16 protein-coding genes are annotated in these 21,461 nt (G+C 55.4%); 10 read left to right on the top strand and 6 right to left on the bottom strand.

Annotated features, from left to right (window positions below):
- Positions 1-9 precede the first annotated feature (9 nt).
- The 4 genes from ACYX4K_RS10730 to ACYX4K_RS10715 all read left to right on the top strand — a co-directional run bounded on the left by ACYX4K_RS10730 (position 10) and on the right by ACYX4K_RS10715 (position 5,847).
- Positions 10-2,283 carry a GumC family protein gene (locus tag ACYX4K_RS10730; protein ID WP_475092131.1) on the top strand — a complete coding sequence of 758 codons (2,274 nt, stop codon included), beginning with the start codon at positions 10-12 and terminating at the stop codon, positions 2,281-2,283.
- Entirely contained in the window at positions 2,280-3,005 is a 726-nt protein-coding gene (locus ACYX4K_RS10725; RefSeq protein ID WP_475092132.1) for a tyrosine-protein phosphatase, read from the top strand. Before ACYX4K_RS10730 ends, ACYX4K_RS10725 begins: the two co-directional genes overlap by 4 nt.
- 46 nt (positions 3,006-3,051) lie before the next feature.
- Positions 3,052-3,816: a VpsP family polysaccharide biosynthesis protein gene (locus ACYX4K_RS10720; RefSeq protein WP_475092133.1), complete on the top strand. Its 765-nt coding sequence runs from the start codon at positions 3,052-3,054 to the stop codon at positions 3,814-3,816.
- A 264-nt stretch (positions 3,817-4,080) separates the two neighbouring features.
- A complete protein-coding gene (locus ACYX4K_RS10715; RefSeq protein WP_475092134.1) occupies positions 4,081-5,847 on the top strand; it encodes a DEAD/DEAH box helicase in 1,767 nt (588 codons plus the stop codon).
- A gap of 438 nt (positions 5,848-6,285) precedes the next feature.
- On the opposite strand, the gene ACYX4K_RS10710 is transcribed toward ACYX4K_RS10715, so the two are convergent.
- The 5 genes from ACYX4K_RS10710 to pepQ all read right to left on the bottom strand — a co-directional run bounded on the left by ACYX4K_RS10710 (position 6,286) and on the right by pepQ (position 11,507).
- Positions 6,286-6,834 (bottom strand): cytochrome b, encoded by a 549-nt coding sequence (locus ACYX4K_RS10710; RefSeq protein ID WP_475092135.1) that lies wholly within the window; start codon positions 6,832-6,834, stop codon positions 6,286-6,288.
- A 31-nt stretch (positions 6,835-6,865) separates the two neighbouring features.
- Complete coding sequence (locus ACYX4K_RS10705) at positions 6,866-7,798, bottom strand: LysR family transcriptional regulator (protein ID WP_475092136.1); 933 nt, start codon at positions 7,796-7,798, stop codon at positions 6,866-6,868.
- A gap of 108 nt (positions 7,799-7,906) precedes the next feature.
- Positions 7,907-8,788 carry a hypothetical protein gene (locus ACYX4K_RS10700; protein ID WP_475092137.1) on the bottom strand — a complete coding sequence of 294 codons (882 nt, stop codon included), beginning with the start codon at positions 8,786-8,788 and terminating at the stop codon, positions 7,907-7,909.
- Positions 8,788-10,056, bottom strand: a complete 1,269-nt coding sequence (locus ACYX4K_RS10695; RefSeq protein WP_475092138.1) for a hypothetical protein — start codon at positions 10,054-10,056, stop codon at positions 8,788-8,790. Before ACYX4K_RS10695 ends, ACYX4K_RS10700 begins: the two co-directional genes overlap by 1 nt.
- Before the next feature lie 140 nt (positions 10,057-10,196).
- Positions 10,197-11,507: a Xaa-Pro dipeptidase gene (gene pepQ, locus ACYX4K_RS10690; protein ID WP_475092139.1), complete on the bottom strand. Its 1,311-nt coding sequence runs from the start codon at positions 11,505-11,507 to the stop codon at positions 10,197-10,199.
- A gap of 111 nt (positions 11,508-11,618) precedes the next feature.
- On the opposite strand from pepQ, the gene purU reads away from it, so the two are divergent.
- From purU to ACYX4K_RS10665, 5 genes are all read left to right on the top strand, one after another.
- Positions 11,619-12,455, top strand: coding sequence for a formyltetrahydrofolate deformylase (gene purU / locus ACYX4K_RS10685; protein ID WP_475092140.1), 837 nt, complete (start codon positions 11,619-11,621; stop codon positions 12,453-12,455).
- Positions 12,456-12,473: 18 nt separating this feature from the next.
- Positions 12,474-12,878, top strand: a complete 405-nt coding sequence (locus tag ACYX4K_RS10680; protein WP_475092141.1) for a hypothetical protein — start codon at positions 12,474-12,476, stop codon at positions 12,876-12,878.
- Positions 12,879-13,633: 755 nt separating this feature from the next.
- Positions 13,634-14,446, top strand: coding sequence for a hypothetical protein (locus tag ACYX4K_RS10675; RefSeq protein ID WP_475092142.1), 813 nt, complete (start codon positions 13,634-13,636; stop codon positions 14,444-14,446).
- Positions 14,447-14,519: 73 nt separating this feature from the next.
- A complete protein-coding gene (locus ACYX4K_RS10670) occupies positions 14,520-15,257 on the top strand; it encodes an MHYT domain-containing protein (RefSeq protein WP_475092143.1) in 738 nt (245 codons plus the stop codon).
- Positions 15,258-15,446: 189 nt separating this feature from the next.
- Complete coding sequence (locus tag ACYX4K_RS10665; RefSeq protein WP_475092144.1) at positions 15,447-16,181, top strand: MHYT domain-containing protein; 735 nt, start codon at positions 15,447-15,449, stop codon at positions 16,179-16,181.
- Between the two features lie 73 nt (positions 16,182-16,254).
- On the opposite strand, the gene gcvP is transcribed toward ACYX4K_RS10665, so the two are convergent.
- Entirely contained in the window at positions 16,255-19,146 is a 2,892-nt protein-coding gene (gene gcvP / locus ACYX4K_RS10660) for an aminomethyl-transferring glycine dehydrogenase (RefSeq protein ID WP_475092145.1), read from the bottom strand.
- Positions 19,147-19,638: 492 nt separating this feature from the next.
- On the opposite strand from gcvP, the gene ACYX4K_RS10655 reads away from it, so the two are divergent.
- The gene (locus tag ACYX4K_RS10655) at positions 19,639-21,384 is read left to right on the top strand and encodes a diguanylate cyclase domain-containing protein (protein ID WP_475092146.1); all 1,746 of its coding nucleotides are present in this window, start codon (positions 19,639-19,641) and stop codon (positions 21,382-21,384) included.
- Positions 21,385-21,461: the final 77 nt, after the last annotated feature.

Below are 21,461 nucleotides of genomic sequence, written 5' to 3'. Positions count from 1 at the left end.
GTCGTAGCCATGAATGCACAGACCAATATGGGTAACCTGAACAATCAGGAGCGACTGCTTCAGGAAGAAGTCATCGACCTGCGCCAGTACTGGCGCATTGTGGACCGCTTCAAGTGGCGCATTGCTGCGCTGTCGATCGCGGTGACCATGCTTACCGCCATGGTGGTGTTTTCCATGACCCCCAAATATCAGGCCACGGCGACCCTGATGATTGAAGCGGAGCAGGCCAAGGCGCTGTCGATCGAAGAGGTGTACGGGCTGGATTCCAGCCGCAAAGAATACTTCCTCACCCAGTTTGAAATTCTTAAGTCCAAGCGCATTGCCGAGCGCGTGGTGGAACAGATGGGGCTTACCACCCATCCGGAATTTGATCCGGAACAGCAGGAAGGCGGTTTTAGCCTGCGCTCTCTGCTGCCCTTTCTTTCCCAGGCGGAACCACTGAGCGAAGAGGAAGCGGCCCAGCTGAAAGTGCAGCAGGTGACCGATGCTTTTATTGAGCGTTTGAGTATCTCGCCGGTGCGCAATACCCAGCTGGTTAAAATCAGCTTTGAGTCGGAATCCCCCAAGCTCGCGGCCAATATTGCCAACAAGGTGGCCGAGGTCTACATCAACAGCCATCTGGAAGCCAAACTGGAAATGACCCAGCAGGCCACCAGCTGGCTGAACAGCCGCCTGGATGGATTGCGGGTAAAGCTGGAAGAATCTGAAGCGCGCCTGCAAGCATTCCAGGAGGCCGAAGGCCTGGTGGATGTGGAAGGTGTGCGCGGTCTGGCGCGGCAGGAACTGAACGAAATTACCGAGCAGCTGCTGGCCGCGCGGAAAGAACTGAAGCAGGCCGCAAGTATCCGCGAACTGGTGACCGTGCGAGGCTCCGATGTGAATGCCCTGGCGAGCCTGCCGGAAGTGCTGAATCACAGCGTGATTCAGGATGTGAAGCGCGCGGAAGTGGAAGCTTCCCGCAAGGTTTCTGAGCTCGCCCGCCGTTACGGCCCCAAGCACCCGAAAATGATTGCCGCCAACGATCAGTTGGCGTCTGTGGAATCCAAGCTACAGAGCGAAGTTCGCCAGCTGGTGGCCGGTATTGAAAGTGAGTACCAGGCGGCACTGTCGAACGAGCGCGCGTTGCAACAGGAACTGAACGATGCCAAGGCCGAGTTTCAGGTGGTTTCTCGCAAGGAGACCCGTTACCAGGAGCTGAAGCGCGACGCGGATGTAAACCGTCAGCTGTACAACGCTTTCCTGACGCGTTTTAAAGAAACCAGCGAAACGTCCAGTTTCGAAGCGGCAAACGCGCGTGTTGTCGATCCGGCGGTTGCGCCGCGCCAGCCGTCCAAGCCGAAGAAGAGTTTGATCGTGGCCCTGGCCATGGTGGTCAGCGCCATGATGGGTGTCATGCTGGCTTTCCTGTTTGAAGCGCTGAACGACGGCGTGCGCAACCCCGACGATGTGGAAAACAAACTGTCTCAGCGCATGATCGGTCTGTTGCCCTGGGTCGATCATGAAAAAGGTGAGCGCCTGGGGCTGCGCACCTTCTTTGAGAGTGGTCGGCATCAGTTCTCCGAAGCGGTGCGCACACTGCGGACCAGTCTGGTGCTTTCGCATCTGGAAAAGCCGGCCAAGATCATCTCTGTGACGTCATCGGTTCCCGGCGAAGGTAAAACCACGGTTTCTGAAAACCTGGCGTTCTCTCTGGTTCAGATGGAAAGGGTACTGCTGATTGATGCGGACATGCGTCGCCCGTCGGTGGGTAAGGATTTTGGCTTGCCGGTTTACCAGCCGGGCCTTTCCAACCTGATCGCCGGCAGCGCGACAGTGGATGAATGTGTTTTTCACGATGAGCAGAGTGGCCTGGACGTTATTCCCGCTGGTGCCGTGCCGCCCAATCCGCAAGAACTGCTGGCTTCGCCGCGCTTTGCGCAGGTGTTGGAGTCCCTCAGCGAAACCTACGATCGGATCATTCTGGACACCGCGCCTTCGCAGGTTGTGAGTGACGCTCTGGTGGTTTCCCGCGTTGCAGATTCCATGTTGTATGTGGTGAAGTCTGACAGTACGCGCCAGAAAATTATTACCGACGGTATCGGTCGCCTGCTGCAAGTCGGCGCCAAGCTCGATGGCGTGGTGCTGAACCAGGTGGACACGACTTCCAAAGCCAGTGGCTACGGTGAATATTACGGCTACTACGGCGGTCGTTATGGCTATGGCGCGGACGAAAGCGCTGCGCCTGAATCCGTATCTGCGACGGCCAGTAAATCGTCGAAAGAGAAAAACCTCGAGCCGGCATGATCGACCTGCATTGCCATTTGCTACCGGGCATCGACGACGGTGCCCGGGACCTGGATCAGTCACTGATCCTGTCCCGCGCCGCGGTGGCCGATGGCATCACTCATGTGGTTGCTACCCCCCATATTCACCCCGGCCGCTTTCCCAATACCCTCGCCACCATCACCAAAGCTTTCCGCACGCTGCAAGCGGCGCTGGAGGAGCAGGGCATTCCTCTGAAGCTGGGGATGGCCGCAGAGATTCGCCTTTCCGAAGAAATCCTGAATATGGTGATGCTGAAGCAGGTGCCGTTTTTGGGTGAGTGGGAAGGGGACCGGGTCCTGTTGCTGGAATTGCCCCATAGCCATATCCCCCCGGGAACCGAGCAGCTGATCCGCTGGCTGATCAAACAGAAAATCCGCCCGATGATTGCACACCCGGAACGCAACAAAGATGTGATTCGGGATTTCAGCAAGGTTCTGCCGCTGGTGCGAGAGGGGTGTTTGTTCCAGGTGACTTCCGGTGCGGTCATTGGTCAGTTTGGTGAGCCCGCACAGCAGCGGGCCATCGAGTTACTGGAACAGAACCTGGTCACCATCCTTGCCACAGACGCCCACCACGAAGTGCGCCGACCACCAATCTTAAAAGCTGGCCGGCAGGCCGCTGCAGAAGTTGTTGGTGAGGAGAAGTCCTGGCAACTGGTGCGGGATAATCCGGGTAAAATAGCGGGTGTTCACTTCGCCTAACGGAAGTGAATTCTTACTAACTGCCAGCTTTCAAGAGCCGGGTGCCATGAATCAGACAAGTTACGTGGATCAGACGCTATCGAGCCAAACCGAACCCAGCACGCGCCGGCGTCGGCGTCGATCCCGCCGGCGTTCAGGTCTGGCGTCGCGCATAGTGTCCACCGTCTGGCCTGCAGAACGCAGCCTCACGGTGCGAACTGCCTCCTGGCTGGCCATCATTATTCTGTTATCGCTCAGTTTTTTTGCTGCCCGTTATGGTCTGGCGCACCTGGAAGTACTACGGGTGGAAAATCAGCTGCGCTACTGGCAGAAGCTGGGCAAGGTCCCATCGCCGGCTTCTCTGAATACCACCCTGGCGGCCATCGAGCGCGCCAACGGATTGCATCCGGACAACCCCTATCAGATTACCCTGCAAGCCAGAATTCTGGAGTGGCGCGCGTACAACAATGGCCAGGTCATCGAGGAAGATTACCGCCAGGCACTCGCACTCTATAAAGAAGCCACAACCCTGCGCCCCCTGTGGCCAGAGTCCTGGGCAGAAATGGCCCAGGTAAAGGTGCGCCTGAACGAGTTCGACGCCGAACTGGATCAGATCCTGGCCCGCGCCGATCAACTGGGCCCATACACGCCGGCAGTACATCTGGCGGTGGTGCAAGCGGGCGTGCCGCGCTGGCAGGGGCTTAGCGGCGAGCAGCGCACACTGTTCGAGCGCCACGCAGAGCGTGGACTCGGAGACCACCGGGTCCGCAAGCAGATTGCGGAGCTATTTACCCGCTACGGTCTAGAAGACCGCCTGCCGGTCAAAAAATAAACTGGCAGTCTGCTGCCAAACTGGTAGACTGCGCAGCCTTTTGTCCCCACCGCCCAAGTGCGGTCACGATCGGGACATCAGACGCAATGGGTAGCAGACCTCCTCGCCACAGGCCCCTGTCTCAGAGTTGAAAAAGCTTGAAATAGCCGGTGCTATTAATGGGCTTCTTCGCCTTGCCCAGCAATCCTCAGCCGTGCGCTATGGTTACCCTTGACGGGTCCTGTGGCCCGGCCCGGCCTTATGTACATTCAAGTGAACTCCAATATGACCGATACCCCTACGGCCACTGGTTTTGACCAGTTGGGCCTGCCCGCTGAAATTCTCGACGCTGTCACCAAACTTGGCTACGAAACCCCGTCCCCCATCCAGGCACAGACTATTCCGTCACTCCTGGAAGGCCGCGACGTATTGGGCCAGGCACAGACAGGAACGGGCAAAACAGCGGCCTTTGCGCTCCCACTGCTGGCGAGCCTCGACCTGAAGAAAAAGCGTCCCCAGGCACTGGTTCTGGCGCCAACCCGCGAACTGGCCATCCAGGTGGCAGAAGCCTGCCAATCCTACGCGGCCAATCTGAAGGGTTTCCACGTCGCCCCGATATACGGCGGTGCGGACTACCGCGGCCAGATCCAGCAGCTGAAGCGCGGTGTGCAGCTGGTAGTGGGCACCCCGGGCCGGGTGATGGACCATATGCGCAAGGGCACCCTGGACCTGTCCAACCTGAAAACCCTGGTACTCGACGAAGCCGACGAAATGCTGCGTATGGGCTTTATTGACGACGTTGAGTGGGTACTGGAGCAGATCCCGGACGAGCGCCAGATTGCGCTGTTCTCCGCCACCATGCCCCGCGAGATTGCCAAAATCGCCCGCGACCACTTGGACAATCCGGTGGACGTAAAGATCAAGGTGAAAACCGAGACTGCCGATACCATCCGCCAGCGCTACTGGCCGGTAGGTGGACTGCACAAGATGGATGCGCTGACCCGGATTCTGGAAGCCGAGCCGGTAGATGGCACCATCATTTTTGTGCGTACCAAGAACGCCACCGTAGAGATTGCCGACAAGCTCGCGGCCCGTGGCTTTGCCAGCGCGGCCCTGAACGGCGATATGGCGCAGAATCTGCGTGAGCAGGTGATCGACAAACTGAAAAAAGGTCGTCTCGATATCGTGGTCGCCACCGACGTTGCCGCCCGTGGCCTCGATGTAAAACGCATCAGTCACGTGATCAATTACGATATTCCCTACGATACCGAAGCCTATATTCACCGCATCGGCCGTACCGGTCGTGCCGGGCGTGAGGGTGATGCCATTCTGTTTGTGGCCCCTCGCGAGCGCCGTATGCTGCGCGTGATTGAAAAGGCGACCAAAAAGCCAATCGAGCGTCTGGAGCTGCCTACTGCGAAAGCGGTAAACGCCTCGCGAATGGAGAAATTCCGTCAGCGTATTTCCGACACGCTGCAGGGGGATGGCGACCTGGCGCCGTTCCGTGATCTGGTGGATCAGTTCCTCTCAGATAACGAAGTGGATCCGCTGGACGTGGCCGCAGCCCTCGCCGCCATGGCCCAGGGTGATCAGCCACTGTTACTGGACGAGCGCGAACCCAAGCAGCGCGACTTTAATGATCGCGACCGTGATGACCGCCGTGGTGACCGCGACGATCGCAAACGCAACAAGCGCGATAAAAAGCCGTTTGATAAGGAAAAGCACGTAGGTCCGCCGGATGAAGGCAAAGAGCGTTTCCGCATCGAAGTCGGCCGCGAACACGGCGTGCGTCCCGGCAGCGTGGTGGGTGCCATCGCCAACGAAGTGGATCTCGACAGCTCCTACATCGGCCGCATTGAGATCTATCCGGACTACACCACCGTGGACCTGCCGGAAGGCATGCCCAAAGAGATCTTCCAGCACCTGAAAAAAGTGCGCGTGAACGGACGCCCGATGAACATCACCAAGTTCGCCGAGCAGGGCGGCAGCGGTAAGGGCGGCAAGCCACCGTTCGAGGCCAAGAAACGCAAGCCGAAAAAACCGCGGGATTAAGCCCCCGCGTCATGGCGCAGACTCCCGTCATACCGGCGAAGGCCGGTATCCAGGGAAGCGAAGCTCCGCACTTCGAGCCATCTGGATCCCGGATCAAGTCCGGGATGACACGCTCCCGTCATGGCACAGACTCCTGTCATACCGGCGAAGGCCGGTATCCAGGGAAGCGAAGCTCCGCACTCCGAGCCACCTGGATCCCGGATCAAGTCCGGGATGACACGCTCCCGTCATGGCACAGACTCCTGTCATACCGGCGAAGGCCGGTATCCAGGGAAGCGAAGCTCCGCACTCCGAGCCATCTGGATCCCGGATCAAGTCCGGGATGACACGCTCCCGTCATGGCGCAGTCTCCCGTCATGCCGGCGAAGGCCGGTATCCAGCCAAACAAAAAGGGCACCGCTTGCGGTGCCCTTTTTGTTTATCCGAAATTCCTACCCACTATTTCGTTTTCCCGAACGGCAACATCTGCCGCAGGGTATTGTCCTTGGTGACGAAGTGATGCCACAGGGCTCCGCCGATGTGCAGTACCAGCAGTACCAATAGCGCATTCCACAAAAACTCCTTGTGGATAAATGCCAGCTGCTTGGCGAGGTCGGTGTTTTTTGCCACGAAAGACGGCAGGTCAAACAGCCAGAACAGCGGTGTATCGCGGCCGGCGAACTGTCGCATCATCAGCCCGGAAAGCGGCATGCCGATCATGATGATGTACATCAGGCTTTGTACCAGTAGCGATACGGGTTTTTGCAGACCACTGCCGTAGAGAGTCGGGCGCCCGTGGGTGGCGCGCCAGTAGAGGCGGAATATGCCCAGGAAGAGTACTAAAAACCCGAGGGAGAAATGTAAGACCATCCACCAGCCGCGCATGGGGTCGCCCTTCTCGTAAAACTCGTGCAGCTCGACGGAGCCCCACGCAAACAGAATAAAAAAGGCAATCAGCCAGTGCAGCGTTTTGAGTGCTTTGCTCCAGCTATTGGGCGTGGAGGCCATATACTTCCCCTTATGGTGTTCGTTTTATCGTTCAGGTTACGCCAGTGGTTGCCGCGCGCACGCCATTGAGGTTGGCGAAGCAGGTGTCTCTCGCGGTGGTGAAAAAATCCTGCAGAAATGCCTGTTCCAGCATCTCTTCGCGCACGGCCGCATAGAGTGTACTCCATAGACCACCTTTTCCCAGTCTAAGCTGTTGTACCAAACCTTTCTGTAAATATTCGTAAAGTGCCCAGTTAGGGAGCGCACACACACCGCGCCCACTGACCACCAGCTGCACCATCATTACCGTCAACTCTGCCGTGCGCACCGAGTGCGGCTCCACACCCGCCGGGTCGAGAAAGTTCTGAAAGATATCCAGCCGTTCCCGTTCTACCGGATAGGTGATCTGCACTTCGCCCGCCAGATCTTCCGGTGTGACCCACTTCTTGTCAGCAAGTGGGTGCTTGCGACTGACGGCCAGGCACATCTCGAAACTGAACAGCGGTTCGTAGTGGATACCTTTCAACGAATCGTCGGGATTACTGGTGACCACCAGATCGAGGTCGCCACGGGTGAGGGCAGGTAGGGGGGCAAAGTGGAAGCCGCTGGACAGGTCGAGCTCGACCTCTGGCCAGTCGTCCCGGTAGGCATCCAGGGTGGGCATCAGCCACTGATAGCAACTGTGACATTCGATGGCGATATTCAGCCGCCCGGCCTGACCGGAGGCGAGCCGGGCAATATCCCGCTGGGCAACTGCGACCCTGGGAAGAACATCGTCAGCCAGCTGCAGTAACCGCAACCCCGCACTGGTAAATTGCAGCGGACGGGACTTGCGCACAAACAGCGCCTGCTCATGCCGGTCTTCCATCTCTCTGAATAGGTGGGACAGGGCAGATTGGGTCAGGTGTAAGCGCTCAGCAGCGCGCACCATACTGCCGGTCTCCCGCAGGGTGACCAGAGCCTTCAGGTGTCGCAGTTCAATCATCTTTAGCTAGGTTCATGCTTGGTAAGAAAAACATGAAAATGATTGAATATCACGTCACCGGTAAAATCAACCCTGAAATCAACGGACAATGTAGGAGCCCGCTGAGTTCTATCCTGCCAATGCCTTTCGGCGCTCAGCATTTAGCTCCACGATATTCAAACCGGTCTCATCAACCGTTGCCGGCCACTTGAGGGGTGGGAAGTCTTTACTTACAGATAAGTCTGGGCAGGTTTTGCGCAGCTCGGCCAGCTCTTGTTCTAGCGTTGGGGACGGCGAAAACTCTACGCTGTTGATAATGTTTTCAATCAAATCTTGTGCTGGCTTTGGGCTGATAACTGCATCTACTTCACTCATACTTCCTGATGCATGCTGAGAGTATGTAAGTTCAACAGTCATGATCCGATCTTTATCGATCGCGAAGCATAAGTAGTAATCTGGTTGATGACTCTCGTAGTCTTCAATTTTAAATTCTACCGCAGGAACCGGAAAGTCTAAGCGAGGCTTCCAACTGACTGGGCCGTGGTAGTACGGTTCCCCATCCGAGTCATGATGTAAATGCCCGACCGTTGCGGTTAAATAGCCTGAGATTGCCACTTCGAACGCTTTGGGGTGCAGAAAGTTTATTTTTCCATTTGGCTTTGCCGGCGTAGTGACCCCTATAACGAAGGTCGCCCTAGCTTTTTCACCGCTAAACCAAGGTCCGAAGAATGCATATTTTCGTTGGAAAATAACTCGAGATTCCCACGTGTAGTCATGGGAATAGATATCACTGTTATGTAGCTGATCTAACTCATCCTCTTTCCATTTTGGTGTCCACTGTTCCATGCCGGATCGAAAAAGATGATGTTGCGTTGGAGCCTGAAACTTTAGCTCACTGGAGCGAAATTTGTAGGAAAATTTTTTTGATTTAAGAAAGTCAGGCCCATGTGGGACACAGGGGGTATTCAAGTCCCTAAGCTTGATCCTGTTATATTTTATAAAATTCAGCATTAGAATTTGCTCTTGATTTTGTTGTGCAGTCTAGGGGAAATCTGCTCAGTTGCTTTCATCGCTGAGTCTCCAATTTCTTTCGCTTTCTTGAAGTACGGAGTGGCATTAGAGAGCGCTTGTAAGAAAGCACCAAGTGCGGGAACTGCAGCGGCACCTGCAACTCCAAGACTTCCAGCAATTGCACCAATATTAATTCCAGCAAGACCTGCTGTGGTGGCTGCGACTCCTCCAGCAGTAGCAACAAGCCCGCTAAAGGTTGCTCCGTCACCTATCAAATGTCCAAGTTTATAATTTTTTTCATTTACGAGCCGGTTCAACGAGGCTGATGGTTGTCCAAGCACACCGGCAAAATTTAAAGCGGAAACTTCAGTGAACTTTCGTTCTACGTTTATTTCAAGCTTACGAGCAACGGATAAAGTTTCAACCTGCGAAGTCTTGGGCTGATACAAGAATATATTGTGCTTCGAGAGCTTTACGCCTTGGTCCGCCAGTATTTTCATTGCTTGTGTCAGCACTGCCGATCCGCCGTTCTCGGAAATCCAGCTTACATTGGCGATTTTTCTTGCTTTGTACATTGTTCGCGCAAGAAGTAAGGCCGATGAATGGATATCCTGTGTCTGCAGGGGTTTTAAAGCACCTTTGAGATTTCGTAGCCCACCAATTCTTTTTTCACTCGGTGTGTAATGTAGGTCAAAACCATTCTGTCTTAGGTCTCGTTCACCCACTGATGCGCTGTAGTGGCTTGCTGCGATATATGGCGCAGCTGTTTGGGCGGCAATTGTACTATTCGAATACCGTGAATTCCCTATTGCGACGAGCCTCCCTTCATTCCCCTTTAGTGTTCCTGTTTTACTCTTTTTGGCTGTCCATCCTTTGTTTGCGAGGTGAGTCGCATGAAACAGCCCTGGTGTTTCATCTTTCGTCTGCAACTCCGCATACCCAGCATCCGCCTCAAAATATACAACCTTGAACGCATCCTTGGACTGCTTCTCCACAGTCACTTTGCATCCGGGCAGGATCATCACGAACTCTTCTTCACCGCCGCGGTGTACGGGACCGGGCTTGATAAAGATATTGTCTTGGTGGAGGCGGCCGGAGGTTAGTTGGTGCAGGGCATTGACGGTGATCTGGGCCCAGTAGTTGCCCTGTTTGGCGAGGTTGCGGATTTCGTTGTAAACGGGTTCCGCTTGCGGGGTGATGGTGACCACTTTACCGGCGGATTTACCGGCAATCACGATATTTTGCTTGACGCCTTTATTCGCAAACATGATTCAACTCCCTTTGAATATCTGATTGGGAGCAATCATATATAAGAGAGCAGGACTTGGCTATTATTTGTACGAAATTGGTACGTACGTTTTGGTTGGGGTGTAGAAGCCAGCCCTGCAGGCTGACTCCCACCGATAGATTACTCTCCGTAGCAATCTCGCGTCATATTTTCAATCCGATCGGCATGCACAATAACATTGTCTTCGATGCGCACACCTCCAAACGGACGCAGTTTTTCCACTTTGTCCCAGTTCACTTCATCAGCCAGTTGGGATTCTTTCAGTTCTGCCAGCAGGCTGTCGATAAAGTACAGGCCTGGCTCGATGGTAAATACCTGGTTCTCCTCGATGGCACGCGTGGTGCGGAGGAAGGGGTATTCCGCTGGTGGTGGGGTGGTGCCGCCTTCCGGGGCTGACTGATGACCGCCCACGTCGTGTACTTGCAGCCCCAAGAAGTGGCCAAGTCCGTGGGGCATAAAGGTGCCGGTGAGGCCGGATTCCACGGCACTTTCGGGCGAGGTTTTGATCACGCCGAACTGTTGCAAAAGCTGGCCAATTTTGTGGTGGCAGCGTTTATGCAGCTCTATATAAGAGGCTCCGGGAGTGAGACCTGCGACCAGTTCCTGTTCTTTCTCGTGCATTGCATTGACCAGCTCTGCAAACTCGCCGTCACGATAGGCATAGGAGCGAGTTATATCCGCGCAGTAGCCATTGCAGTCAGCACCGGCATCAATCAGGAAGCTGCGGCGGTCACTCTCCGGTAGCCTTTCCGTGGAGAGGTGGGTGTAATGCAGGATAGCGCCGTGTTCGTTCAGGCCGACAATATTGCCGTAAGGCATGGTGTTCTCGCCTTGTCCGGCGGCTTTCATATAGGCAAGGTTGATTTCAAACTCACTGGCGCCCGCGCGGAAGGCTTCCTCGGCCGCTTGGTGTGCATGTACGGCGATACGGTTGGCTTCTCGCAGGCAGGCGAATTCATAGGGGGTTTTGTAGGCTCGGGCCCAGTGCAATTGATCGATCAGGTGCTGCGGGTTGCGCTGACCGATTTCCCAGCCTTCGAGCCTTACGGTTTCGCCAATAAATGCCGCATTTTCACCACTTAAAAAGGCCTTTGCTTCGTCGGGCTTGGCAAGCAGTTCGATATCGTATTCATCGCTCCAGAAAGTTTGCGGTGCGGGCGGGACGTAATGCCAGAAGTCTACCGGACGATAAAACAGCAGCTTGGGCTTCTGTCCGCGTCTATAAATCACCCAGCTGTGGGGATTGTCGGTAACGGGGACCAGGGCCTTGAATTGGGGGTTCACCCGGAAGGGGTAGTAGTTGTCATCCAGGAACTGTACGGAAGGTGCACCACTGAATACGTTGAGAGTCTCAAAGCCGCACTGATCGAGAATTTCGTCGTAGCGTTTGCGAAGTGTGGCCAGGTGGTCGGCGAAAAGCTGCTTATCCATAAATCTCCCGGTTCTATCCCCTAAGCTGTGTAAAGATTGACCTGTAGGGCAGGTACAAGAATGCGCATAGTGTATAGTCAGGCCTCTGAATAATTAGTCTGATTTTTGACGATGGAAAAGAAGATACTGCTAACGGACTGCCCGGATGCCAAAGGGCTGATCGCCAAGATCACCAACATTTGTTACAAGCACCAACTAAATATCATCAAGAACGATGAGTTTGTAGATCGGGCTCAGGGGCGCTTCTTTATGCGTACTGCGCTTGAAGGCATATTTAATGATGCGACGCTTCTGGAAGATCTGGACCTTACGCTGCCAGATGGTGCGGAGCGCAAGCTGGTGGCTAGCGGGCGCAAGCGGCTGGTCCTGATGGTGACGAAAGAGTCCCACTGCCTGGGCGATATTCTGATGAAGTGCTACTCCGGGGCTTTGGATGTTGAGATTGCCGCGGTAATTGGAAACCACCAGGTGCTGCAACCACTTGTGGAAAAGTTTGATATCCCTTTCCACTGGATTCCTGCCGATAACCTGGAGCGGGCACAGCACGAAGCACAGGTGATTGAGCTGGTAGACAGTTACCAGCCGGATTACCTAATTCTCGCCAAATATATGCGGGTGCTGACGCCGCAGTTTGTCGCCCACTTCAAAAGCCGCATTATCAATATCCACCATTCATTTCTTCCTGCGTTTATCGGCGCCAAGCCGTATCAGCAGGCCTTTGAGCGCGGAGTGAAAATCATTGGTGCCACCGCACATTTTGTCACGGATGACCTCGATGAGGGGCCGATTATTGAGCAGGATGTTATCCACGTGGACCACGGCTATTCCGCAGAATCCATGGCGAGCGCCGGGCGGGATGTGGAAAAACAGGTGCTGAGCCGAGCATTACAGCTTGTGCTGGAGGAGCGGGTTTTTATTCACGGTAACCGCACGGTTGTTTTTAAATAGGATATCCCTGGAGAAGAAATGAACAGAACGTATCTCTTCACTGTAACTCTGTCCGCTGCGGTCTCTCTATTCACCGGCTGCGCCAGTGAGCCTACTGCGCCCAACCCCGGGCTGAAGGAGTCATTTCACACTGAGGTCGCGGCGAATGGGGCCAAGCGCTTTACCTATACCCTGGAAATGGCTGCGCCTCAGCTGCGCGGGCCCTATACCGAGAGCCCGCAAATGCGCGGCGGCATGGTGCGGCAGCAGGATCTGGGAAGAGGGCGTGCTAGCCGTGGTCAGCGTTTGGACTTCGATTATGCGTTGGCGCTAAAGCTAAAGGAGACAGCGTTCTGCCGAGACGGGTATTTTGTGATCGATCGAGTGGTCTCGCAGCTCGGCGGCGAGGTTCGGGGCGAGTGTCGGGATGCTGCTGAACGCTGATTTTCTGACTGGTGTCTGAAAACTAACCTATAAATCGCGCGCAGATTGGAACAAATGTACTAATAATCTGTAATAAGGTGCAATTTCGGGGAGGTTAAACTATCTGGTTAGGAATTTATACCGCTAATTGCCCGGCAAAACAGCACAAGCCTGCTGGGCCCATCTCGCCATTTCCCCATTACGCATTTTCTGCTGCTCAATTCTTCGGCAAAAAACATGTTTTTTGTATTTCGAAAAATCCATTGATAGTTAAAATTAATGACCTTAATTGTCATTTTTTTCAACCAGGCGGATATTTTTATTCATCGGGTCTATATAGCTACATTCAATTAGGATGAACTAGCGCTTTTCCAAATTTTTTAGCGGTTTCATTGCAAATTCTGCCTGCATTATTGATGTCGAATTTGATGCTAATTTGGTTAGATTGATGGTCCTTTAACCATTTGTAACCATTTGTATTGACTAGAAAGTCACAAAAACTCTTTAAGTTACCTCTGTAAACCCTCCCCGCTTCGACTGGTACGTCTGTATCGCACTTATGGATTTGACGATTGCCAGAGTCCGAACTAAAAAATAGGAGAAAAGTGCTATAACTAATTATTAAATTAGTGAACTGGTTAACACCGTGAAGTCATTTCTTTTGAATCGAAAGTATTTTCCGGTCACAGGTATGGGCGCGCGCCACTACCGGATGCAGTAATAAAAATAGCGATTAGCTCGAAGTAGAAAGATTATTAAAAGAAACAGGCGGCAACATGGATATAGAAGTAACTGTATTCTCTGACATTAAAGATGGCTTACTGCGGGAAATGGGGAGTGTGGTCATAGCGTGTGGCTTTACGTTGCACCGCCAGCGCATGATGTCGACGCCAACGGGCGTGCAGTTGTGGTTGAAGCTCACCGGCGAGCGGGGCAGGTTACTGGAACTTGAGGATCGTTTGAGCTCCCACCCCCTGGTAACTGGATTTGAAGCTGATCATTCCCCTGTTGTGCAGAGTGGGGGCGCCGCCAGTACGGCTCCTCAGGTGGCTCGGCCGGCCACTACCCCACGCAGAACACCACCACCGGCCCCCAGGCCGTCTCAGGCTTCCCCGGGCGCTCGAAAGAAGCCCGCATCGGCGGCGCCGGATATCAGCATCGTAGAGCCGGTGCTGCCCAAGTTGGCGAAAAGCTATCCGAAAATCTTCCCCCAGCTGCTCGAGTTACAGCAGCAGGTTGCCGATGCTCAATGGGGCCCCAGTCTTAAGTTTATTGGCGTGCGCGTTGGAGCTTGGGTGTACAAGAGAGATTACGCTTTGGGCGGCCAATTGGATCTCAAAAGTGCACTGCGTCAGATTGCACAGCCGGCATTGCGTGCCCTACTGCCCGTAGAAACGAAAGATTACGCGGTACACGTGAAAAACAATCCGTTTTGTTTGCCGGGCTCACACTGTCGCAATGGTGACTTCTTCTGTGGCTTCTTGCAGGGACTCTTGCATGAGTCGGGAGCGAGTAGCCGGGTGGTGGTGAGAGAGGTTCAGTGCCGAAGCGAAGGGGCTTCTGAGTGTGTGTTCGAAGTAGTCGATTGATCCGGTAAATAACAGGGTAGTTATTTATTTGCAGATGTGGTTTTAACAATAAATCCTAAAATGGGGAAGGGATATGGTCGCTGAATATAATCCAGTATTGGTCGGGCTTTCATTTTTGGTTGCCGTCTTAGGGTCGTATACTGCTTTGCAGTTAGCGGTCGCTATTCCGGCTGCGCAGAATGAAGCGGAAAAGAAAAAAGCAATTCTCAAAGCGGGTGCCGCGATGGGTGGTGGCGCTATCTGGACGATGCATTTCATTGCAATGCTGGCCTACGATATGGGTATGTCGGTCACTTACGACGTCTTCCTGACGGTACTGTCTGCGTTTATCGCAATGGCGGCGTGTTCGGTGGGTCTTGGTATTGCCGGGATTGGGTTATTTAGCTTTGATAAGCTTTTGCCGGCAGGGATCTTTATGGGCTGCGGCGTTGCCGGTATGCATTATATGGGGATGGCGGCAATGCTTATGCCTATGGAAGTCTCCTATAACCTGAATATTCTGATTATTTCCGTAATTATTGGCGTGCTCGCATCCTGTGCCGCTTTGTGGATGGCATTCCATATGCGTGGAAAGTTGCAGATGATTGGAAGCTCCCTGCTAATGGGGGTGGCGGTATGTGGCATGCACTATACCGGTATGGCCGCCGCGCGTTACGAGCACACTAATGTTGTCAATGAGGCCTGGTTTGCCGGTTCGCTGGGCGGTGAATATCTCGGTATCAGTATCTTCCTTATTGTTACCACTTCGCTGGTGTTGACACTTGCCATTGGCAGCCACCGCCGTCGCCAGCGGGAAGAGTTGGCTATCTGAATCGATATTTCCCGTCTGAAAGCCGGTGCTACGCGCCGGCTTTGGCGTCAAAACTCTCTCCATTGGCGCCATGATCATCTGGTCGACCAATATCATGTAAAGAACCGTTAAGGACTGACGGTCACATTTTTCTCCTCCCTATAATCCGCCGCTTTTCGCTTCGGCGCTATTTTTCAGGGAGAAAACTTAATGCTTGATCAGTACAGCCTGCCACTGGTTATTCTTTCTTATACAATTTCCGTTTTCGGGTCGTTTGCAGCGCTGCAGCTGGTAACCGGTATCCGCGAGGCTATTCTCAAGGCCGACCGTTGGCGAGCCATTGCCTTTGCCGGTCTGGCCATGGGTGGCGGAGCCATCTGGTCTATGCATTTCGTGGGTATGCTGGCGCTTGAGTCCCATATGCCCATGTCCTACGACGTGTTTAAAACCATTCTATCAATCGTCATTGCGGTAGCCGCCTGTACCGCGGGCCTCGCGATTCTCGGTGCGCGGCGTTTCACCCTGGAAAAACTGATGCCTACCTCCATATTTATGGGCGGTGCCGTAGCTGGTATGCATTACATGGGGATGGAAGCCATGCTGATGCCGGCGGAAATCGAGTATGACCTGAATATTCTGCTTATTTCGGTACTTATCGCGGTGGCGGCGTCATTTGCGGCGCTGTGGATGGCGTTCCATCTGCATGGCTCCTGGCAAAAATTTGGCAGTGCACTGGTCATGGGGGTTGCGGTGTGCGGTATGCATTACACCGGGATGGCGGCGGCCAGTTACCAGCACACCGGCACCATGCCGGAATCCGGTTTTCTGGGGGCGCTCAGTAGTGAGCATCTGAGTGTGGCGACGGTGGCCATCAGTATCGGAATTATCGTGCTGACCTTACGGGTCAATTACTGGTACCGAAATCGTCAGTTAGTCCCCGCATGATTATTTTGCCCTATTTGTAGGCACAAAAAAGCCGGAGCAATGCTCCGGCTTTTTTGTGCCTGTTGTCCCGGACTCAGTCCATATAGCTCTCGACCGGTGGGCAGGAGCAGATCAGGTTGCGGTCCCCATACACATTGTCGATACGGTTGGATGCGGGCCATACCTTGTGGTGCTTCAGCCAGGCTGCCGGGCGGCCGGCGACTTCACGGCTGTACGGATGCGTCCACTCGTCGGTCATCACGTCGTCCTGGGTGTGCGGCGCATTGTGCAGGGGATTGTCCTCTGCGCTGTATTTACCGCTGGCCACGTCTTCCGCTTCCTGACGGATGGTCGCCATGGCTTCGACGAAGCGGTCCAGCTCTTCCTGGGCCTCGGATTCCGTGGGCTCGATCATCAGGGTACCGGCCACCGGGAAGGACATGGTGGGCGCGTGGAAACCGAAGTCCATCAGGCGCTTGGCGATGTCTTCTTCGGTGATGCCACTGGCTTCCTTCAGTGGACGCAGATCGATCAGGCATTCGTGGGCGATAAAACCGTTGCTGCCTTTGTACAGCAGCGGGTAGTGCTCGCTCAGCTTCCTGGCCACGTAGTTGGCGTTCAGGATCGCGGTTTCGGTGGCCAGTTTCATGCCCTGTTTACCCATCATACGGATATACATCCAGCTGATCGGCAGAATACTGGCGGAACCCCAGGGTGCTGCGGAAATGGTGCCGTTGACCGGATCGTTACCCGGTACCTCGGTCACCGGGTGACCGGCCAGGTAGGGCTTCAGGTGTTCGCCGACGGCGATCGGACCCATGCCGGGGCCGCCGCCACCGTGGGGGATACAGAAGGTCTTGTGCAGGTTCAGGTGAGATACGTCACCGCCGAACTTGCCCGGAGCCGCGACACCGATCAGCGCGTTCATGTTGGCGCCGTCGATATACACCTGGCCGCCAGCGTTGTGGACCAGCTCGCAGATCTCGCGAATGCCTTCCTCGAATACACCGTGGGTGGACGGGTAGGTGACCATCAGCGCGGCGATGCGGTCGCCGTGCTCTTCGATCTTCGCTTTCAGGTCGGTAATGTCCACGTTGCCCTTGTTGTCACAGGCAACCACAACCACCTTCATGCTCACCATCATCGCGGAGGCGGGGTTGGTGCCGTGGGCAGAGGCGGGGATCAGGCAGATATCGCGCTGGCCTTCACCTTTGGCTTCCAGGTATTTCTTGATCGCAACCAGGCCCGCGTATTCACCCTGGGAGCCGGCGTTCGGCTGCAGGCTCACGGCGTCGTAGCCTGTACATTCCGCCAGCATGGTTTCCAGCTGCTTGAACATCTCGCGGTAGCCTTCGGCCTGGTTTGCCGGGGCGAACGGGTGCAGCTTGCCGAATTCCGGCCAGGTCACCGGGATCATTTCCGCGGTGGCGTTCAGCTTCATGGTGCAGGAACCCAGCGGAATCATGCTGTGGTTCAGGGCGATGTCCTTGGACTCCAGGGTCTTCAGGTAGCGCAGCATTTCGGTTTCCGAATGATGCGTGTTGAACACCGGGTGGGTCATAAAGTCGGTGTCGCGCTGCAGGTCGGCGGGTACGCCGGCTACACCTTTGGCGGACAGTTCGCTGTCGATCTTGTCCAGGTCCAGACCGTGGTCACCGCCGACAAAAATGTTCAGCAGTTCGGAGACATCCGCCAGCTTGGTGGTTTCGTTCAGGCTGATGCCCAGCGCGTCGCTGCCCACTTTGCGCAGATTGATTTCTGCGGCGATGGCGCGATCAAAAATTTCAGACTGCTTGTCACCCACGGCAACGGTGAGGGTATCGAACCAGCTGTCGTGGGTGAGATCCAGGCCCTTTTCTTTCAGGCCCGCGGCGAGAATATCGGTGAGGCGCTGGATGCGCGCGGCGATGGTTTTGAGGCCTTCGGGGCCGTGATAGATCGCATAGAAGGCGCTCATGACCGCCAGCAGTACCTGGGAGGTACAGATGTTGGAGTTGGCCTTTTCGCGGCGGATATGCTGTTCGCGGGTCTGCATGGCCATGCGCAGGGCGCGCTTGCCTTTACTATCGACGGACACACCGATGATACGGCCGGGGGCGGAGCGCTTGTAGGCTTCTCGGAAGGCGAAGAAACCGGCGTGGGGGCCGCCGTATCCCATAGGGATACCGAAGCGCTGGTTACAGCCAACCACCACGTCTGCGCCCATGGTGCCCGGTGCCTTCAGGGCTACCAGACTCATTAGATCCGCGGCCACGGTGACCAGTGCATTGGCGTCGTGCACCTTGGCGATCAGGTCGGTGAGGTCGCGCACCACACCGGTGGAACCCGGGTACTGGAACAGGGCGCCGAACAGTTCTTCCGGCAGCTCGGTTTCCGGGTTGCCGACAACCACTTCGAAACCGAAGTGTTCGGCGCGGGTCTGTACCACGGCGATGGTCTGTGGGTGGCAGTCTGCGTCCACAAAGAAGACGTTGGATTTGTTGCGTTTCGCCTGGCGCTTACACATGGCCATGGCTTCGGCGGCGGCGGTGCCTTCGTCCAGCATGGAGGCGTTTGCCAGGTCCATGCCGGTGAGGTCCATGATCATCTGCTGGAAATTCAGCAGGCCTTCCAGGCGGCCCTGGGCGATTTCCGGCTGGTAGGGGGTGTAGGCGGTGTACCAGCCCGGGTTTTCCAGCACGTTGCGCAGAATCACGTTCGGCGTAATGGTGTCGTGATAACCCATACCGATAAAGGTGCGGAAAATCTTGTTGCGCTTGGCCAGGGCTTTCAGCTCCGCCAGCGCTTCCTGCTCGTCGACCGCATCGGCCAGGGCAAGGTCATCGGACTTGCGGATGGCGGCGGGTACGGTCTTTGCAATCAGTTCATCCAGGGTAGCGACGCCGAGGGTGTCGAGCATGGCCTGGGTCTGCGCGGCGTCCGGGCCAATATGGCGGCGGATAAAGGCGTCGTGCTGTTCCAACTGCTTGAGGGAAGGCTGGGTCATGGTGGTTGGATTCCTGTAAACGCTGACGGCGCTTGCCGGGAGATTGCCGGGAAACGCGAACGCTCAAAAATAGCAAAGTGGATCGGGAAAGCGGATCCGTCCAAGTTCACGGGACACGCGGGTCAGTGACCAACGGTTCCCGAGTTCGGCATTCGGTAATAATGGTGTGGCAGAGTGAACTTGCCCAGTTACCGGCACCGCTGCGTAAGAGAGACAAGCACGGGCGGTGAGGTAATACCGGTTGCCAGAAGGCGCGCATCTTAGCAACCGCAGTGTGTGTGGGCAATTGGGGCACTATGCGGTCAAAGTTATGCTGGGAGCGGGACGGTTTTGTGACATAAATCCTGTTTTTGGCATTGTGGCGCTATTTTTGTCTGTGAGCGCACACTCGAGCGGGTTGGCCTGAAAATTTGCGCCATACTCAATGATTAAAAAGAAGCTGTCGCCGGAGTTGCGTACAGCCATCGAGCCAGGGAATCAAGAGGACTCACCGTGTTGCCTCGGGCAAACGTCAACACTTTGCGCTTCAAAGCCTGCCTGCTCTCCGCGTTGCTGGTCGTGGCCATGTGCCTGTTTTTTATCCTGCTCGGCAACGGCAGCCTGCAGTCTCTGCTGGCGAAAAACCGCGAACATCGCCACCTCAATTTCCAATTTCAGGTTTCCGGCCTGTTGCAGCAGTCCCGCCAGGAAATGGCGCAACTTGCAGAGCTGATTGCCCTCAGTCCCCGTGGGCGCATATCTTCCCGGGAAGAGCTGCGCAAAGCCATGGACCGCCAATGGGAGCTTCTCCAGCAAAGCTGGGATCTCCACTCCCTGAAAATTTACGATGCGGAAAGCAAGCCGGTGCTGAGCTGGGGGGCGTCCTACAGCCAGTTGAGTGCGGAGCAGGTGGCTCAGGTATTGATGCGCGGTCAGCCACTGGAACGGATCCAGTGTGAGCCGGGCTGTGTTCAGAGCCTGTCGGTACCCATGCGTGCCCGAGGTGGTGACTATGTTTTGCAGATCGACCGGCCGCTGGTGAAGCAACTACAGCGCTTTCGCGAAATGACCGGCTCTGATATTGGTATTCTGTCGGCGGTGCGTACCCTTCCTCCGCCCGGGGCAGGGCTTAATTACCTTGCGCGCTGGCAGCGTGAGGTATTGTCTCTGACATCCCGCGAGCGTGTTTTGCCATTGCTGAACCGGGTGGCCAATGAGGTGTCGACGGTGGGCGGGTTGCAGCGCGCGCGGATACACGAACTGGATAATCGCCAGTTCGATATTCGCACCATGAGTGTGGGTGTCGACGACAACGGCGCGCAGTTTGTATTTATCGAGGATGTTTCCGATCAGGTCGAGCACATCGATGAGTCGGTGCAGTTACTGCTGCTGTTTTCTGTCCTCGGTGCGCTGATTTTTAGCGCCGCAGTCGCAGGGACTTTGTGGGGGCCAATTGTGCGTTTGCGACGTCTGGCCCAGGCCTTGCCGCTATTGACGAATGGCCGCTTCAGCGACGCGCGTCAGTTGATCCGTCCGGTGCATAAAAATCTGGATAAATTTGATGAGCTGGACGTACTCGACAACACCGGGCTCACGGTCTGCGACCAGCTTGAAGATATGAATGACATGGTGACGCGCAAGACGGCGCAGCTGGAGCAGATTGCCATGCATGACAGCCTTACGGGGCTGGCTAATCGATTCAGTCTGCTGGAGCAACTGGAGTTTCATCTGCAGCTTGCCCGACACCAGCCGGACGGAGTGCACGAGCAGTGTTATCTGTTTTTTATCGACCTGGATGACTTCAAGCAGGTCAATGACACTCTGGGGCACCAGGGCGGTGATGAACTTTTGTGCGTGATTGCCCGGCGCCTGCTCAGTGTTATGCGGTGTGGCGATATTGTCGCTCGACTCAGTGGCGATGAGTTCTGCGTATTTGTCCGGGGTGTGCAGGGGGTGGATGCCTATCGCACGCTGGCAGAGAAGCTGCTGAATACCGTGGCGCAGCCGGTAAAAATTTCCGATAACCTGGTTACCGTCACCATGAGTGTGGGCGTGGTTGCGGTGGAGGGGCAGGAAGATACGCTGGAGGGGGTGCTGCAAAAAGCGGACTTGGCGATGTACCACGCCAAGCGTCAAGGCAAAAACAAATATCAGTTGTACTCGGCGTCCTTACCGGCACTTTCGGGGCAAAGTGCTGAAAAGCCTCTCGATGGGGTGGTGCGCCCACTGGAATTGGTCACTTCTTTTAAGCCTCGTTAATTACCGCGCGCAAATCTATCTCGCAAATGCGAACGAATACGCCTTGCGGATGTGGCTGCCGCGAGTTTCTTCCGCTG

Source organism: Microbulbifer sp. ABF4_107 (assembly GCF_056312215.1).
Note: the sequence above shows the minus strand (reverse complement) of the source record. Positions and strands in the feature narration are given on the sequence as shown.

Bases quoted from the DNA above. Each gene is read 5' to 3' on its own strand.
- ACYX4K_RS10730 (WP_475092131.1), top strand. From the start codon at position 10: ATGAATGCACAGACCAATATGGGTAACCTGAACAATCAGGAGCGACTG.
- gcvP (WP_475092145.1), bottom strand. From the start codon at position 19,146: ATGACCCAGCCTTCCCTCAAGCAGTTGGAACAGCACGACGCCTTTATC.
- ACYX4K_RS10675 (WP_475092142.1), top strand. From the start codon at position 13,634: ATGGATATAGAAGTAACTGTATTCTCTGACATTAAAGATGGCTTACTG.
- ACYX4K_RS10715 (WP_475092134.1), top strand. From the start codon at position 4,081: ATGACCGATACCCCTACGGCCACTGGTTTTGACCAGTTGGGCCTGCCC.
- ACYX4K_RS10705 (WP_475092136.1), bottom strand. From the start codon at position 7,798: ATGATTGAACTGCGACACCTGAAGGCTCTGGTCACCCTGCGGGAGACC.
- ACYX4K_RS10700 (WP_475092137.1), bottom strand. From the start codon at position 8,788: ATGCTGAATTTTATAAAATATAACAGGATCAAGCTTAGGGACTTGAAT.
- ACYX4K_RS10665 (WP_475092144.1), top strand. From the start codon at position 15,447: ATGCTTGATCAGTACAGCCTGCCACTGGTTATTCTTTCTTATACAATT.
- purU (WP_475092140.1), top strand. From the start codon at position 11,619: ATGGAAAAGAAGATACTGCTAACGGACTGCCCGGATGCCAAAGGGCTG.
- ACYX4K_RS10720 (WP_475092133.1), top strand. From the start codon at position 3,052: ATGAATCAGACAAGTTACGTGGATCAGACGCTATCGAGCCAAACCGAA.
- ACYX4K_RS10710 (WP_475092135.1), bottom strand. From the start codon at position 6,834: ATGGCCTCCACGCCCAATAGCTGGAGCAAAGCACTCAAAACGCTGCAC.
- ACYX4K_RS10725 (WP_475092132.1), top strand. From the start codon at position 2,280: ATGATCGACCTGCATTGCCATTTGCTACCGGGCATCGACGACGGTGCC.
- pepQ (WP_475092139.1), bottom strand. From the start codon at position 11,507: ATGGATAAGCAGCTTTTCGCCGACCACCTGGCCACACTTCGCAAACGC.
- ACYX4K_RS10695 (WP_475092138.1), bottom strand. From the start codon at position 10,056: ATGTTTGCGAATAAAGGCGTCAAGCAAAATATCGTGATTGCCGGTAAA.
- ACYX4K_RS10680 (WP_475092141.1), top strand. From the start codon at position 12,474: ATGAACAGAACGTATCTCTTCACTGTAACTCTGTCCGCTGCGGTCTCT.
- ACYX4K_RS10670 (WP_475092143.1), top strand. From the start codon at position 14,520: ATGGTCGCTGAATATAATCCAGTATTGGTCGGGCTTTCATTTTTGGTT.